At 67.5% G+C, this 13,675-nt stretch carries 12 protein-coding genes; 10 read left to right on the top strand and 2 right to left on the bottom strand.

The window, feature by feature from the left end; genetic code table 11:
• Positions 1–10 precede the first annotated feature (10 nt).
• From ACF8O7_RS02805 to ACF8O7_RS02790, 4 genes are read left to right on the top strand one after another with little or no spacing between them, the layout of a single operon-like run.
• Positions 11–1,021, top strand: a complete 1,011-nt coding sequence (locus tag ACF8O7_RS02805) for a siderophore ABC transporter substrate-binding protein (protein ID WP_392442198.1) — start codon at positions 11–13, stop codon at positions 1,019–1,021.
• Positions 1,022–1,067: 46 nt separating this feature from the next.
• Positions 1,068–2,051, top strand: coding sequence for an ABC transporter permease (locus tag ACF8O7_RS02800; protein WP_016452016.1), 984 nt, complete (start codon positions 1,068–1,070; stop codon positions 2,049–2,051).
• Complete coding sequence (locus ACF8O7_RS02795; RefSeq protein WP_016449148.1) at positions 2,048–3,046, top strand: iron chelate uptake ABC transporter family permease subunit; 999 nt, start codon at positions 2,048–2,050, stop codon at positions 3,044–3,046. The genes ACF8O7_RS02800 and ACF8O7_RS02795 overlap by 4 nt, the downstream gene beginning before the upstream one ends.
• Positions 3,043–3,801 carry an ABC transporter ATP-binding protein gene (locus tag ACF8O7_RS02790; protein WP_034363473.1) on the top strand — a complete coding sequence of 253 codons (759 nt, stop codon included), beginning with the start codon at positions 3,043–3,045 and terminating at the stop codon, positions 3,799–3,801. Before ACF8O7_RS02795 ends, ACF8O7_RS02790 begins: the two co-directional genes overlap by 4 nt.
• An 81-nt stretch (positions 3,802–3,882) precedes the next feature.
• Here the strand turns inward: ACF8O7_RS02790 and queA are convergent, their stop codons facing one another.
• Entirely contained in the window at positions 3,883–4,983 is a 1,101-nt protein-coding gene (gene queA, locus ACF8O7_RS02785; protein WP_016449150.1) for a tRNA preQ1(34) S-adenosylmethionine ribosyltransferase-isomerase QueA, read from the bottom strand.
• A gap of 97 nt (positions 4,984–5,080) precedes the next feature.
• Positions 5,081–6,334, bottom strand: coding sequence for an HD-GYP domain-containing protein (locus tag ACF8O7_RS02780; protein WP_016449151.1), 1,254 nt, complete (start codon positions 6,332–6,334; stop codon positions 5,081–5,083).
• 184 nt (positions 6,335–6,518) lie between these two features.
• On the opposite strand from ACF8O7_RS02780, the gene recG reads away from it, so the two are divergent.
• From recG to ubiA, 6 genes are all read left to right on the top strand, one after another.
• Positions 6,519–8,783: an ATP-dependent DNA helicase RecG gene (gene recG, locus ACF8O7_RS02775; protein WP_016449152.1), complete on the top strand. Its 2,265-nt coding sequence runs from the start codon at positions 6,519–6,521 to the stop codon at positions 8,781–8,783.
• 343 nt (positions 8,784–9,126) lie between these two features.
• Positions 9,127–9,900: an MHYT domain-containing protein gene (locus ACF8O7_RS02770; RefSeq protein WP_016449153.1), complete on the top strand. Its 774-nt coding sequence runs from the start codon at positions 9,127–9,129 to the stop codon at positions 9,898–9,900.
• A 226-nt stretch (positions 9,901–10,126) separates the two neighbouring features.
• Complete coding sequence (locus ACF8O7_RS02765) at positions 10,127–11,092, top strand: LysR substrate-binding domain-containing protein (RefSeq protein ID WP_016449154.1); 966 nt, start codon at positions 10,127–10,129, stop codon at positions 11,090–11,092.
• 120 nt (positions 11,093–11,212) lie between these two features.
• On the top strand, positions 11,213–11,800 hold the full coding sequence (locus tag ACF8O7_RS02760) for a Dps family protein (protein ID WP_016449155.1): 588 nt from the start codon (positions 11,213–11,215) through the stop codon (positions 11,798–11,800).
• A gap of 50 nt (positions 11,801–11,850) precedes the next feature.
• Entirely contained in the window at positions 11,851–12,648 is a 798-nt protein-coding gene (locus ACF8O7_RS02755) for a phosphatase PAP2 family protein (protein WP_016449156.1), read from the top strand.
• 126 nt (positions 12,649–12,774) lie between these two features.
• Positions 12,775–13,644 carry a 4-hydroxybenzoate octaprenyltransferase gene (ubiA, locus tag ACF8O7_RS02750; RefSeq protein WP_016449157.1) on the top strand — a complete coding sequence of 290 codons (870 nt, stop codon included), beginning with the start codon at positions 12,775–12,777 and terminating at the stop codon, positions 13,642–13,644.
• Positions 13,645–13,675: the final 31 nt, after the last annotated feature.

The raw sequence follows: 13,675 nt of genomic DNA, 5'->3' as shown, positions 1-13,675 counted from the left end.
GCCAAGGCTAATGTTTGAACTTCCTGGCGATACAGCAATCATTGAAAGAATGAACACCTTGAATGCAAATCATTCCCGGCGCCACATCCTGGCGACGATGGGCCAGGGCGCGGGCATGCTGGTCACGCTGCCTCTGACACTGTCCATGGCCCATGCACAGACGGCAGCGGTCGGCAAGACCGTGACCGTGCCGCACGCCAAGGGCGAGGTCCAGGTGCCCTTCAAGCCCGTGCGCGTGCTGGTGTTCGAGCTGGCGGCGCTGGACACGCTGCAGGCGCTGGGCGGCGAGGTGCGTGGCGTGCCCGAGTTCAAGATGCCGCCGCTGCTGGCCCGCTATGCCGATGCGAAATACGCACGCATCGGCAGCCTGTTCGAGCCCGACTACGAGGCCGTCAAGGCGCTGTCGCCCGACCTCATCATCGTGGGCGGCCGCTCCGAGGCCAAGTACAAGGAGCTGTCGCGCTTCGCCCCCGTGCTGGACCTGAGCGTCAGCGACGAGCACCAGATGGCCGATATCTACCGCAACATCCGCACGCTGGGCGCCGTCTACGGCCTGCAGGACAAGGCCGAGGCCGAGGTCCGGGCCGTGGAGCAGGCCATCGCCGCGCTGCATGGCAAGGCGCAGAACGCGGGCAAGGGGTTGGTGCTGCTGACCTCGGGCGGCAAGCTCAGCGCCTACGGTCCGGGCTCGCGCTTCGGCATGCTGCACGATGTGTTCGGCGTGAAGCCGGCCATCGACAACCTGACGGTGGCGCGCCATGGGCAGGTGGTCTCCTTCGAGTTCCTGCTCAAGACCAATCCCGACTGGCTGTTCGTCATCGACCGCGACGTGGCCATCGGCCAGGATGGCAAGACCGCCCAGCAACTGCTGGACAACCCGCTGGTGCGCGCCACCAAGGCCTGGCGCGGCAAGCAGGTGGTCTATCTGAACGCAGCCAACTGGTACACCCTGTCCAACGCCGGGCCGGGCGCGCTGAAGGCCAATATCCAGCAGCTGTCGGATGCCTTTGCCCGCACATGACGCCAAAGCGTTGAGCCCGCCTGTCGCCACCGCGCACGCCGTGCCCATGTCACGCCCCTCTCGCCAGGCCCTTGCCTGGCTTTTCGCGCTGGGCCTGCTGCTGGCGCTGTCGCTGGCCAGCCTGATGGTGGGCGCGGGCGACATGCACTGGAGCGTGCTGTGGTCGCGTAGCGAGGACGACCTGGCCAGCCAGGTGCTGGTCTACAGCCGCGTGCCGCGCACCCTGGCCCTGTTGCTGGCCGGCGCGTCCATGGCGGTCTGCGGACTGCTCATGCAGATGCTGGCACGCAACCACTTCGTGGAGCCTTCCACCGTGGGCACGGTGGAGTCGGCCAGCCTGGGCATGCTGGCTGCGTTCCTCTGGGTGCCGCACTGGCCGGTGATGGCCAAGATGGGAATTTCGGCCGTGGCGGCACTGCTGGGCACGGCGCTGTTCCTGGCCGTGCTCTCGCGCATCCGGCTGCGCTCGTCGTGGATGGTGCCCCTGGTCGGCCTGGTGCTGGCCGGCGTGCTGGAGGCAGCCGCCAGCTTTCTGGCGCTGCAGTTCGACATGATGCAGGCGCTCAAGTCCTGGTCCAACGGCGATTTCTCGCTGGTGGTCCAGGGCCGCTACGAGTTGCTGTGGCTGTCGCTGGGTGTCACCGCCCTGGCCTGCCTGGCGGCCGACCGCTTCACCGTCGCCGGCCTGGGCGAGAGCTTTGCCACCAATCTGGGCCTGAACTACCGGCGCCTGGTCTGGCAGGGGCTGGTGGTGGTAGCCGTGGCCACTTCCGCCGTGGTGGTCACGGCCGGCAGCCTTCCCTTTGTGGGACTGATCGTGCCCAACGTGGTGCGCCTGGTCCTGGGTGACAACGTCCGCCGCAGCGTGCTGTGGGTGGCGCTGATCGGCGCGGGCCTGACCCTGCTGTGCGATCTGGTCGGGCGCATGCTGATCGCGCCCTATGAAATCCCCGTGGGCACCGTGCTGGGCGTGCTGGGCAGTGCCTTGTTCCTGGCGCTCATCCTGCGCCGCCGCAAGGACCGAGCATGAGCAGCCTGCCGCAATCCGTTGCTTGCGCCGATCCGTCTGCGCGCAGTTGGGGCCGGGGCCGACGCCTGGCGCTGCTGGGAGGGCTGGCGCTGCTGTGCCTGCTGGCCTTCATGACCGTGGGCGTCAGGACCGACTGGGCCTTCGTGCTGGAGCACCGGGGCGCCAAGGTGCTGACCATGGCGCTGGTGGCCTGCGCCATCGGCCTGTCCACCGTGGTGTTCCAGACCGTGTCGCACAACACCATCCTCACGCCTTCGGTGATGGGGCTGGATGCGTTGTACCTGTTCGTGCAGGCGGCCATGGTGCTGATGTTGGGCGCGGCAGGCGTGTCCGCCATGGGCGAGGTCGGGCGCTATGCGCTCAACATCGTGCTGATGGTGGGCTTCAGCGTGCTGCTGATGCGCTGGCTCTTCGTGGGCCATGCCAGCAGCCTGCACCTGATGCTGCTGGTGGGCATGGTGGGCGGCATCTTCTTTCGCAGCCTGGCGGGGCTGGCCATGCGCGTGCTCGATCCCAATGAGTTCACGGCGCTGCAGGACCGCATGTTCGCCAATTTCAACGCGGTGAACCTGCAGCTGCTGGTGCCGTCGCTGCTGCTGATCGCGCTGGGCAGCGCCTGGATCTGGCGCCAGCGCCACGTGCTGGACGTGATCTCGCTGGGGCGCGATGCCGCCATCGGCCTGGGCCTGGACTACGATGGCCGCGTGCTGCGGCTGCTGGCCGTGGTGGCCTGCATGGTGGCCGTGTCCACGGCCCTGGTCGGGCCTGTCATCTTCTTCGGCCTGCTGGTCAGCAACATGGCGTATCACGCCATGGGCACGCGCCGCCATGCCTGGGTGCTGCCTGCGGCCGTGCTCTGGGGCTGCGTGCTGCTCATGGGCGGCCAGGTGCTGCTGGAGCAGCTTTTTCAATTCAATACCGTGCTGAGCATCGTGGTGGAGTTCCTGGGTGGAATCGTCTTCATCGTGCTGCTCATGCGCAAGGGGACCCAATGATCGAGGTGCGTGATCTGCTCAAGCGCCATGGCGGCACGACCGTGCTGCAGGAGCTCAACTTCAACGTGCCCGAGCGGGCGCTGACGGCCATCATCGGCCCCAACGGGGCCGGCAAATCCACGCTGCTGTCCCTGGTCAGCCGCCTCATGCCGATCACGGAAGGCCAGGTGCTGGTGGCTGGCCGCGACGTGGCCACCACGCCCACCGAGGCGCTGGCGCGCATCATGGCCATCCTGCGCCAGGACAACCAGAGCACGCTGCGCCTGACGGTGCGCGACCTGGTGGGCTTCGGCCGCTTTCCGCACAGCAAGGGCCGGCTGGGCCCCGAGGATGTGCGCCATGTGGACGAGGCGCTGGAGTACCTGCAGCTCACGCCGCTGGCCGAGCGCTTTCTCGACGAGTTGTCAGGCGGCCAGCGCCAGCGCGCCTACATCGCCATGGTGCTGTGCCAGGACACGCCTTTCATCCTGCTGGACGAGCCGCTGAACAACCTGGACATGGCCCATGCCGTCAGCATGATGGGCCTGCTGCGCCGCGCCGTCACCGAACGCGGCAAGACCGTGGTCATGGTGCTGCACGACATCAACTTCGCCTCCTGCTACGCCGACCACATCATCGCGCTCAAGGACGGCCGCCTGGCCGTGGCGGGCACGCCGGCCGAGGTCGTGCAGGACGAGGTCCTCAGCACCCTATACGGCATCCCCGTCAGCGTGCACGAGGTCAAGGGCCGCAGGCTCTGCCATTACTTTGGCTGAACATGCGGTGTTTCGGGCTTGGCGCTTGAACCTGGCGCGGCCTGAGGCGAGGGACACCAAGCAAGGGCCTAAGCCGGCCGCTCAGGGGGTGCTTTTCTTCTTCAACAGCATGGAGTCGCCATAGCTGAAGAAGCGGTACTCCTGCGCGATCGCATGGCGGTACAGCGCCATCACCTGCTCGTAGCCGGCGAAGGCGCTGACCAGCATCATCAGCGTGCTCTTGGGCAGGTGGAAGTTGGTGATCAGCAGATCGACCACCTGGTACTCGAAGCCCGGTGTGATGAAGATGCGCGTATCGCCTGAGAAGTTGCCCGTCTGGGCCCAGGACTCCAGCGTACGCACCGTGGTCGTGCCCACGGCGATGATGCGGCCGCCGCGCTGGCGGCAGCGTTCCAGCGCGGCCAGGGTGGCCAGCGGGATTTCGTACCACTCGCTGTGCATCTGGTGGTCGGCCAGGTTCTCGGTCTTCACGGGCTGGAAGGTGCCGGCGCCCACGTGCAGCGTGACGCTGGCGCGTTCGATGCCGCGCTCGGCCAGGCGGGCCAGCACGGCGTCGTCGAAGTGCAGTGCGGCCGTGGGCGCGGCCACGGCGCCGGGGCGGGCCGCGAAGACAGTCTGGTAGCGCTCGCTGTCTTCGGCGGCATCGGGGTCGTTGCCGGTTTCCTGGTGGCGCTCGATGTAGGGCGGCAGCGGCAGATGGCCGAAGCGCTCCATCAGCTCATGGGGCGTCTCGCCGCGCGGGCCTTCAAAGCTCAGGTGGAACAGCGGGCCGTTCTCGTCGGGCCAGCGGCCACGCAGCACGGCGTCGAAGCCGCCACCGTTCTTGCCGCCGCACAGGTGGATGCGCGAGCCGGGCAGGGGCTTCTTGCTGACGCGCATGTGGGCCACGACGTCGTTGCCTTCGAGCACGCGCTCGACCAGCAGCTCCAGCCGGCCGCCGCTGGCCTTCTCGCCGAAGATGCGCGCCTTGATCACGCGCGTGTCGTTGAACACCAGCAGGTCGCCGGGCTGCAGCAGATCGGGCAGCTCGTGGAAGATGCGGTCGGCGGGCGGGTTGGCATCGTCGCGGCCGTCGAGCAGGCGCGAGGCACTGCGCTGGGCGGCAGGATGCTGGGCAATCAGCTTCTCGGGAAGCTCGAAGTCGAAATCGCTGAGCGAGAACACACGGGACAGGGAGGACATGCAGTGCTTGAGGGCCGGACATGGCCCGTTCCAAGTTCGTTGAACGGAAGCTGGCAATTGTCGCAAACCCTGGGGTCATCCCCGGAATTGCCGGCGATCACCTGGCCATGGCGGCCTGGGGCTGGCGCTCGAACTCCAGCCACAGCGATTCCAGATCGGGGAAGTCCCAGTCCGCAGGGTCTTCGCGCGCGATGATGCGGTCGTTGCCCTGGCTTTCGGACAGGTCCTCGATCTCCGGCGTGATGCGGCAGGACTGGCGCAGCGAATAGAAGACCTTGACGCGCGGCGCCAGCAGGCTGGCCGGCGAGGCATCGACCACCACCGCCAGACGCTGCGAATGCAGGCGCACCAGCGAGCCCAGCGGGTAGATGCCCACGGTCTGCACGAACTGCTCGAACAGCCGCTTGTCGAAATGGCGCGGACTCCACTCGGCCATGCGACGCAGCGCCTCCGAAGGCGGCCAGCCCTTCTTGTAGGGCCGGTCCGAGGTGATGGCATCGTAGACGTCGCAGATCGCCGTCATGCGCGCCAGCAGGCCGATGTCGCCCTGCTGCAGCCCGTCGGGGTAGCCGCTGCCGTCCACCTTTTCATGGTGGTGCAGGCAGGCATCGATGACCTCGTCGTCCAGGCCCAGCGGGCGCAGCAGCTGCTCGCCGTGGCGTGGATGGGCGCGCATCAGCGCCCATTCGGCGTCGTCCAGCGGGCCGGGCTTGTTGAGCACGGTCACCGGAATGGCGGTCTTGCCCAGATCGTGCATGAGGCCGGCCATGCCGGCCTTGCGCAGGCTGTGGTCGTCCAGGCCCATGCGCTTGGCCAGGGCCACCATCAGCGCGCACACGGCCAGACTGTGCATGTAGGTGTAGTCGTCGGCGGTCTTCAGGCGGGCCAGGCCGATCAGCGCATGGGGATTGCGTGCCACGGAGGCCGTCACATCGTCCACCAGCTGTCCGGCGGCCGAGGCGTCCACGGGCCGGCCCAGCCGCGCATCGCTGAACAGGCGGCTCAGCAATTGCCTGGCCTGGGCGCAGGTCTGGGCCGCGCGGCGCAGCTCGGTGGCGGTGGAGATGGGGGCCGTGCTCTGCTCGGACGCAGGGCGGGCGTTGTCGGGGATCTGGTGGCGAAGCTCGTCCTGCGGGTCGAAGCGCAGGCAGGGCACCTGCACGCCCACGTCCAGGCCTTTGCGCACATCGATCCAGACCTCCTGGATGGAGGTGGCGCGCAGACGCTGGAGATCGGCCTCGGAGCGAAGCAGGAAACGGGTTCGCCAAAAGGGATGCTCCATCCAGGAGCCGCAGAACTCGTGCAGGAACATGCCCAGAGTGACATGCTGGACATTGATACGCTTCAACATGGCATTCGGTGGCGGGGTAACACTACGTAACGTCAGCGTGCATGGTAGCGGCTTCCCCAGAGACCCGGGGCGTCAAGGGTGCTTTGGGCAGGGCCGGCCGGCATGAACGTGGCGTGTTGCCTACACCTGTATATTCATACACTATGCTGCAAGCCAATGCGCATGTTCTGAAACAGGAAAGCCCATGCCCCTGAACGTCTCCTCTGCCTTTCCCGACCTGGGGCGCGACGCCCCTGGTGGCAAGGCCGCGCGCGCCGGCAAGGCAAAGGCTGGCGCAGGCAAGGGCGGCGCCAGGAAGGCCGGCAAGGCCTCGGCCACTTCGGGCGACAAGGCCGCCTCGCCTGCACAGCCCGCCGCCAGGCCTGCCGCCAGTCCCGCGCAGAAGGCGCTGCAGAAAATGGGCCTGGTGCGCGACATCGACCTGGCGCTGCACCTGCCGCTGCGCTATGAGGACGAGACCCGCATCACCGCGCTGCGCAATGCGCGCGAAGGCGATACGGTGCAGATCGAGGCCACGGTCACCCACAGCGAAGTGCAGCTGCGCCCTCGCCGCATGCTCAAGGTCACGGTGGACGACGGCACGGCCGAATGCGTGCTGACCTTCTTCAGCTTCTACCCTTCGCACCAGAAAACCCTGTCCGTGGGCGCGCGGCTGCGCATACGCGGCGAGGTCAAGGGCGGCTTCTGGGGACGGCAGATGCTGCACCCCGCGTTCCGCGCGGCCGGGGGGGATCTGCCCACGGCGCTCACGCCCGTCTATCCGGTGGCGGCAGGACTGCCCCAGGCCTATATCCGCCGCGCAGCGGCCACGGCCATGCTGCGGGCCGACCTCTCCGATACGCTGCCCGCAGGAGAGCACCCGCCCGTGGCCCATTTCCACGGCAACGGCGGGCTGCCGCCGCTGTTCAGCCTGCGTGACGCGCTGCAGTTCCTGCACCATCCCACGCCCGATGTGGCCCTGGCCACGCTGGAAGACCATTCGCATCCGGCCTGGCAGCGCCTGAAGGCCGAGGAACTGCTGGCCCAGCAACTGTCGCAATACGAGGCCAAGCGCGAGCGCGCGCGGCTCAGAGCGCCCGTGCTGCGCGCATTGCCCATGGACAGCGCCCAGGGACTGGCGCGCCAGTTTCTCGACCAGTTGCCCTTTGGCCTGACCGGTGCCCAGCAGCGCGTGGTGGGCGAGATCCTCGCCGACATGCAGCGCCGCATGCCCATGCACCGGCTGCTGCAGGGCGATGTGGGATCGGGCAAGACGGTGGTGGCGGCGCTGTCGGCCGTGGCCTGCATCGAGGCCGGCTGGCAGTGCGCGCTGATGGCGCCCACCGAAATCCTGGCCGAGCAGCATTTCGGCAAGCTGGTCGGCTGGCTGGAGCCGCTGCTGGCTCCGCTGGGCAAGCGCGTGGCCTGGCTGGCCGGCGCGCAGAAGAAGAAGGAGCGCACCGCCATGCTGGAGCTGGTCCGCAGCGGCGAGGCGGCCCTGGTGGTGGGCACGCATGCCGTCATCCAGGACCAGGTGGAGTTCAAGAACCTGGCGCTGGCCGTCATCGACGAGCAGCACCGCTTCGGCGTGGCCCAGCGGCTGGCGCTGCGCCAGAAACTCGCAGCCTCGGGCATGGAGCCCCATCTGCTGATGATGAGCGCCACCCCGATCCCGCGCACCCTGGCCATGAGCTACTACGCCGACCTGGATGTCTCCACCATCGACGAGCTGCCGCCTGGGCGTACGCCCATCGTCACCAAGCTCATTGCCGACAGCCGCAAGGACGAAGTCATCGAACGCATCGGCGCCCAGGTCGCCCAGGGGCGCCAGGTCTACTGGGTGTGTCCGCTGATCGAGGAAAGCGAGGCGCTGGACCTGTCCAACGCCACGGCCACCCACGCCTACCTCAGCGAGATGCTGCCCGATGTCATGGTCGGCCTGCTGCATTCGCGCATGCCCACGGCCGAGAAGAAGGCGGTGATGGAGCTGTTCTCGGCCGGCGTCATGGGCGTGCTGGTCTCCACCACGGTGATCGAAGTGGGCGTGGATGTGCCCAACGCTTCGCTCATGGTGATCGAGCATGCGGAGCGCTTTGGCCTGTCGCAGCTGCACCAGCTGCGCGGGCGCGTGGGACGGGGCGCTGCAGCTTCGGCCTGCGTGCTGCTGTATTCGGTGGGAGACAGCGGCCGCCTGGGCGAGACGGCCAAGGACCGGCTGCGTGCCATGGCCGAAACCAACGACGGCTTCGAGATCGCGCGGCGCGACCTGGAGATTCGCGGTCCGGGCGAATTCCTGGGTGCGCGCCAATCAGGCGCTCCCATGCTGCGCTTTGCCGATCTGGAGCAGGACCTGATGCTGCTCGACTGGGCCCGCGAGCTGGCGCCTCGCATGCTGGAGCAGCACCCGCAACTGGCCCAGCGGCATGTGGACCGCTGGTTGGGCGGCAAGGCCGAATTCCTCAAGGCCTGATGGGCCGGCCCCTGCTTGCGGGATGTTCCTGTTACGTATTTTTACGCGCCCGGGCGCTGCCCGGTGGCGGCCTGCTCCGCAGGCCTGCAGCCCGCGCCAGACAAGGTTTGCGTGTGCGTTGTAGCTGTCGGTAGGGAGCGCTTCATGCGGTCCTGGCGGTGACAGCTGCGCGCGGCGACGGCATTGAGTATTTGTGACATTTTGGTACATTGAGTCGCAAAAAACAGGGTAGGTCCATCCGGGAGGGGATGGCCTGCCACTCCTCCCCACGCTTCCCCACGGGGAGGACGGCCGTGATCACTCTTGTGTTGTCCCATCTTTCTGAGAATGAGGAGCCGTCCACATGAATGAAGCCGTTCAAGCGAATGAACTCGTCGAGACCTCCTGGCGCATGGGCCTGGTGGCCCTGTCCTATGGCATTGCCGTGCTGGGCTCCTTCGTGGCCCTCACGGCGGCACAGCGCATTCGCGGGCGCACGGGAATCAGCTGGCTGAATCTGCTGGCGGCCGGCACGGCGCTGGGCGGCATAGGCGTGTGGTCCATGCATTTCACGGGCATGCTGGCGCTGAACCTGGGCATGGGCTCGGGCTACTCCATGGTCGAAACCCTGGTGTCCCTGGTGGCTGCCGTCGCTGCGACCTCGGTGGCGCTGGCCTTTGTCGCGCGGCGGCCCGAAAGCGGGTTGCGCGTGCTGGGCGCCGGCACCCTGCTGGGCCTGGGCGTGGCCTTCATGCATTACCTGGGCATGTACGGCATGCGCTTTCCGGGCTTCATCGTCTGGTCCGTTCCCACCGTGGTGCTGTCCGTGGCCATTGCCGTGGTGGCGGCCAGCGCCGCTCTTTGGCTGTCGTTTCGCACCGGCTCGCTGGGCATGCGGGCGCTGGCGGCTGCCGTGATGGGGGCGGCAGTATGCTCCATGCATTACACGGGCATGGCCGCAGCAGACTTTGTATGCATTTCCGAGACACAGCGGTATGCTCGGCCGCAAGGTTTTGCCGTGATCAGCGCTTTGGACCTTCCCGTCTTTACCGTGATCGTGGCCATAGGCCTGGCAGCATTGATAGGCATGGACCAGCTCATGCAGCAGCGCGGCCGGATGCGCCGGCCGCTGCACTAGGTGGATAAATGCAAAAAGCCGGCAGGTCGGGGAGCGCGCAGTGGTCATGCGTGGACGAGGACTGGCACAATCGAAATAGGACAAATCCTAGAGTCTGCACAGGAACTTTTGAGGGGAGCACCCCGGCAACCGGGCCGCAAGGCCTGGTTGCACAAAGGTTTCGGCCCAGGTTCCAGGTCTAAGACCATCGTATTTCCCGAGGTTCCCTCCCAGACACAGCTCGCCAATGACACTTACCGAACTCAAATACATCGTGGCCGTGGCACGTGAAAAGCATTTTGGCCGCGCCGCCGAAGCCTGTTATGTGTCCCAGCCCACGTTGTCCGTGGCGATCAAAAAGCTGGAGGAGGAGCTCGATGTCAAGCTCTTCGAGCGCAGCGCCGGCGAAGTGTCGGTCACGTCGCTGGGAGAGGAGATCATCCGGCAGGCGCAAAGCGTGCTGGAGCAGGCCGCCGAGATCAAGGAAATCGCCAAGCGCGGCAAGGACCCGCTGTCGGGCGTGCTCACGCTGGGCGTGATCTACACCATCGGCCCCTACCTGCTGCCCGATCTGGTGCGCAACTCCATCCTGCGCACGCCACAGATGCCGCTGATGCTGCAGGAGAACTACACCATCAAGCTGCTGGAGATGCTGCGCACGGGCGAGATCGACTGCGCCATCGTCGCCGAGCCCTTCCCCGACACCGGCCTGGCGCTGGCGCCGCTGTATGACGAGCCCTTCATGGCTGCCGTGCCCAGCACCCATGCGCTGGCCCAGAAGGACCATGTCTCCACCAGCGATCTCAAGAACGAGACCATGCTGCTGCTGGGCTCGGGCCACTGCTTCCGCGACCATGTGCTCCAGGTCTGCCCCGAGTTCGCACGCTATGCCAGCAACGCCGAAGGCATTCGCCGCACCTTCGAGGGTTCGTCGCTGGAGACCATCAAGCACATGGTGGCCGCCGGCATGGGCGTGACCCTGGTGCCGCGCCTGTCCGTGCCCGCCGATGCGCTGGAGACCACGGCGCGCCGCCGCAAGACCGACGAGCCGCACATCCGCTACCTGCCCATCCTCGAGGACGACGGCTCGGCACCGCCCACGCGCCGCGTGGTCCTGGCCTGGCGCCGCAGCTTCACGCGCTACGAGGCCATCGCCGCCCTGCGCAACGCGGTCTACGCCTGCGCCTTGCCCGGCGTCAAACGCCTGTCCTGATGACTGCACCGCTGCGCGGGCCGTGCCTCCAGGGCCACCGCGCTTGCGTTATCGTTGCTTTCGGTCTCCGGGCGGTCTGCCCGGGGCATATTCCATCCGTACGAAGTTGAAAGGGATCCCATGGCCAAAAATGCCAGCAAAGACAAGTCCGGTGCAAAGAAGCCAGAGGCCGTGCAGGCCGCCAAGACCGTGCAGGCAGCGACGGCCGATGTCGCACCGGTGTCCGTGCGCTCCAGCGCCATCCACATCGGCATCAGCGACAAGGACCGTGCCGCCATCTCCAAGGGCCTGTCGGCCCTGCTGGCCGACACCTACACGCTCTATCTGACAACGCACAACTTCCACTGGAACGTCACGGGCCCGATGTTCAACACACTGCACACCATGTTCATGGGGCAGTACACGGAACTGTGGAACGCCGTTGATCCCATCGCCGAGCGCATCCGCGCCCTGGGCCATTTCGCACCGGGTTCCTATGCCGACTTCGGCAAGCTCACCAGCCTGGCCGACGTGCCCCACGATCCGCCCAAGGCCCTGGAGATGGTGCGCATCCTGGTGGCAGGCCATGAAGCCGTGGCACGCACGGCGCGCAGCCTCTTCCCGCTGGCCGACAAAGCCAGCGACGAGCCCACGGCCGACCTGCTGACCCAGCGCCTGACCGTGCATGAGCAGACCGCCTGGATGCTGCGTGCCCTGCTTGAAGAGTGATGCTGCACATGTCCCAAGCACCTGCCACGGCCCGGGAGTGATGACCGCGCATGCTCCGGACCTGGATTGACGCACACGCCGCCACGAGCGGCCTGTGCCTGGTACTGGCCGCCTTGGGCGGCCTTTTTTTCTACCTGCGCCTGCCCGCCGCCGCGCGGCTGCGCCATGCAGGCCTGCCGATGCCACGCGCCGCATGGCAGGGCCTGGTTGCGGCGGGCCTGCTGGCCGCGCTGGCCCTGGGCGTGATGGTGCGCGACATGCTGGGCCTGGGCCAGCCCGCAGGCTGCGACTCCTGCACCGACTGGCCGGTGCTGGATGATGCCCTGCACCAGTGGCTTGCTGGCCATGCCACCGATGCCTGGGTGCGCCCCGTGGTCGCCTTCACCCAGCTGGGCCATGTGGGCTGGATGGTGTCGCTGTCTGTTGCCGTGCTGGCGCTGCTGCTGTGGCGCCGCGACTGGCTGCATGCGGCCGCCTGGGTGGTGGCCACGGCGGGAGTCGGTCTGTGGATACGCGCCATCAAGACCAGCGTGGGCCGCCCGCGCCCCGTGGGCGGCTGGGTGCCCGAGGGCGGCTTCAGCTTCCCCAGCGGCCACAGCGCCGGCACCTTCGTGCTCTATCTGATGCTGGCCTGGCTGCTGCTGCCGTACCTGCGGCCTGCCTGGCGCTGGTGCGTGGGCCTGGCGGCCCTGGCCGTTGCCCTGGGCGTGGGGGCCAGCCGCGTCGTGCTGCGCGTGCACTATGCCAGCGATGTGCTGGCTGGCTGGCTGCTGGGCCTGGCCTGGATGGCGCTGGTGATCTGTGCCGTGGAGTGGGCGCAAACCCGCGTTGCCGGCAGGCGCGGCTGAGGCGCGCCGCCGAGCCCGCCCGCCCAGCGGCGACAATGCGGGCATTTTCGAATGTGATGCGTGCGATGGTCGGCCCACGGCCGCCATCGGCGCCCAGACGCCATGCCTACCTCCTCCTCTACGCCCATGCCTGCGCCCCGGCGCAGCAAACTGTCGCTCTACCTGGACCTGGTCCGCTTCAACCGGCCGGCCGGCTGGCTGGTCCTGGTCTGGCCCACGCTGGCCGCACTGTGGGTGGCGGCGGGCGGGTTTCCGGGCTGGCATCTGCTGGTGGTCTTCGTGCTGGGCACGGTGCTGATGCGCAGCGCCGGCTGCTGCATCAATGACATCGCCGACCGCGACTTCGACCGCCACGTCAAGCGCACCACGCAGCGCCCCATCACCTCGGGACTGGTCTCGGTGAAGGAGGCCGCGCTGCTGGGCGCGGCCCTGGCCCTGGTTTCGCTGGGCCTGGTGCTGACCACCCGCTGGGAGGCCGTGGCCTGGTCCGTGCCCGCCGTGCTGTTCACCATCCTCTACCCGTTCACCAAGCGCTTCTTCGCCATGCCCCAGGCCTTCCTGGGCATTGCCTTCAACTTCGGCATCGTCATCGCCTTCGCCGCCGTGCAGGGGCAGGTGCCCGCCACGGCCTGGATTCTGTGGTTGGCCAACATGTTCCTGGTGCTGGCCTATGACACCGAATACGCCATGGTGGACCGCGACGATGACCTCAAGATCGGAATGAAGACCTCGGCCATCACCCTGGGCCGCTTCGACGTGGTGGCCGTCATGGGTTTCTTCGTGCTCTGCGGCCTGCTCACGGTCTGGGCGTTGGCACCCTTCGGCCTGGCCTGGCCTTTCTGGCTGGGCCTGGCCGTGGCCGCGGCCCAGGTGATCTGGCACTTCACCCTGATCCGCCACCGCACGCGCGAGGGCTGCTTCGTCGCCTTCAGCAAGAGCCACTGGATCGGTGCCAGCCTGTTCGCGGGCGTGGCGCTGGGGTTTGCGCTGCGCTGAGGGCTCAGCGCTGAAAAAACAAGGGAGGCCG

This window comes from Delftia sp. WSY_16 (assembly GCF_043104415.1).
Classification (GTDB): Bacteria; Pseudomonadota; Gammaproteobacteria; order Burkholderiales; family Burkholderiaceae_C; genus Comamonas; species Comamonas tsuruhatensis.
Note: the sequence above shows the minus strand (reverse complement) of the source record. Positions and strands in the feature narration are given on the sequence as shown.

What these genes read in the sequence shown, in the direction of transcription:
- queA (WP_016449150.1), bottom strand. Translation starts at nt 4,983, where the DNA reads ATGTCCTCCCTGTCCCGTGTGTTCTCGCTCAGCGATTTCGACTTCGAG.
- ubiA (WP_016449157.1), top strand. Translation starts at nt 12,775, where the DNA reads ATGCCTGCGCCCCGGCGCAGCAAACTGTCGCTCTACCTGGACCTGGTC.
- ACF8O7_RS02755 (WP_016449156.1), top strand. Translation starts at nt 11,851, where the DNA reads ATGCTCCGGACCTGGATTGACGCACACGCCGCCACGAGCGGCCTGTGC.
- ACF8O7_RS02760 (WP_016449155.1), top strand. Translation starts at nt 11,213, where the DNA reads ATGGCCAAAAATGCCAGCAAAGACAAGTCCGGTGCAAAGAAGCCAGAG.
- ACF8O7_RS02770 (WP_016449153.1), top strand. Translation starts at nt 9,127, where the DNA reads ATGAATGAAGCCGTTCAAGCGAATGAACTCGTCGAGACCTCCTGGCGC.
- ACF8O7_RS02800 (WP_016452016.1), top strand. Translation starts at nt 1,068, where the DNA reads ATGTCACGCCCCTCTCGCCAGGCCCTTGCCTGGCTTTTCGCGCTGGGC.
- recG (WP_016449152.1), top strand. Translation starts at nt 6,519, where the DNA reads ATGCCCCTGAACGTCTCCTCTGCCTTTCCCGACCTGGGGCGCGACGCC.
- ACF8O7_RS02790 (WP_034363473.1), top strand. Translation starts at nt 3,043, where the DNA reads ATGATCGAGGTGCGTGATCTGCTCAAGCGCCATGGCGGCACGACCGTG.
- ACF8O7_RS02765 (WP_016449154.1), top strand. Translation starts at nt 10,127, where the DNA reads ATGACACTTACCGAACTCAAATACATCGTGGCCGTGGCACGTGAAAAG.
- ACF8O7_RS02805 (WP_392442198.1), top strand. Translation starts at nt 11, where the DNA reads ATGTTTGAACTTCCTGGCGATACAGCAATCATTGAAAGAATGAACACC.
- ACF8O7_RS02780 (WP_016449151.1), bottom strand. Translation starts at nt 6,334, where the DNA reads ATGTTGAAGCGTATCAATGTCCAGCATGTCACTCTGGGCATGTTCCTG.
- ACF8O7_RS02795 (WP_016449148.1), top strand. Translation starts at nt 2,048, where the DNA reads ATGAGCAGCCTGCCGCAATCCGTTGCTTGCGCCGATCCGTCTGCGCGC.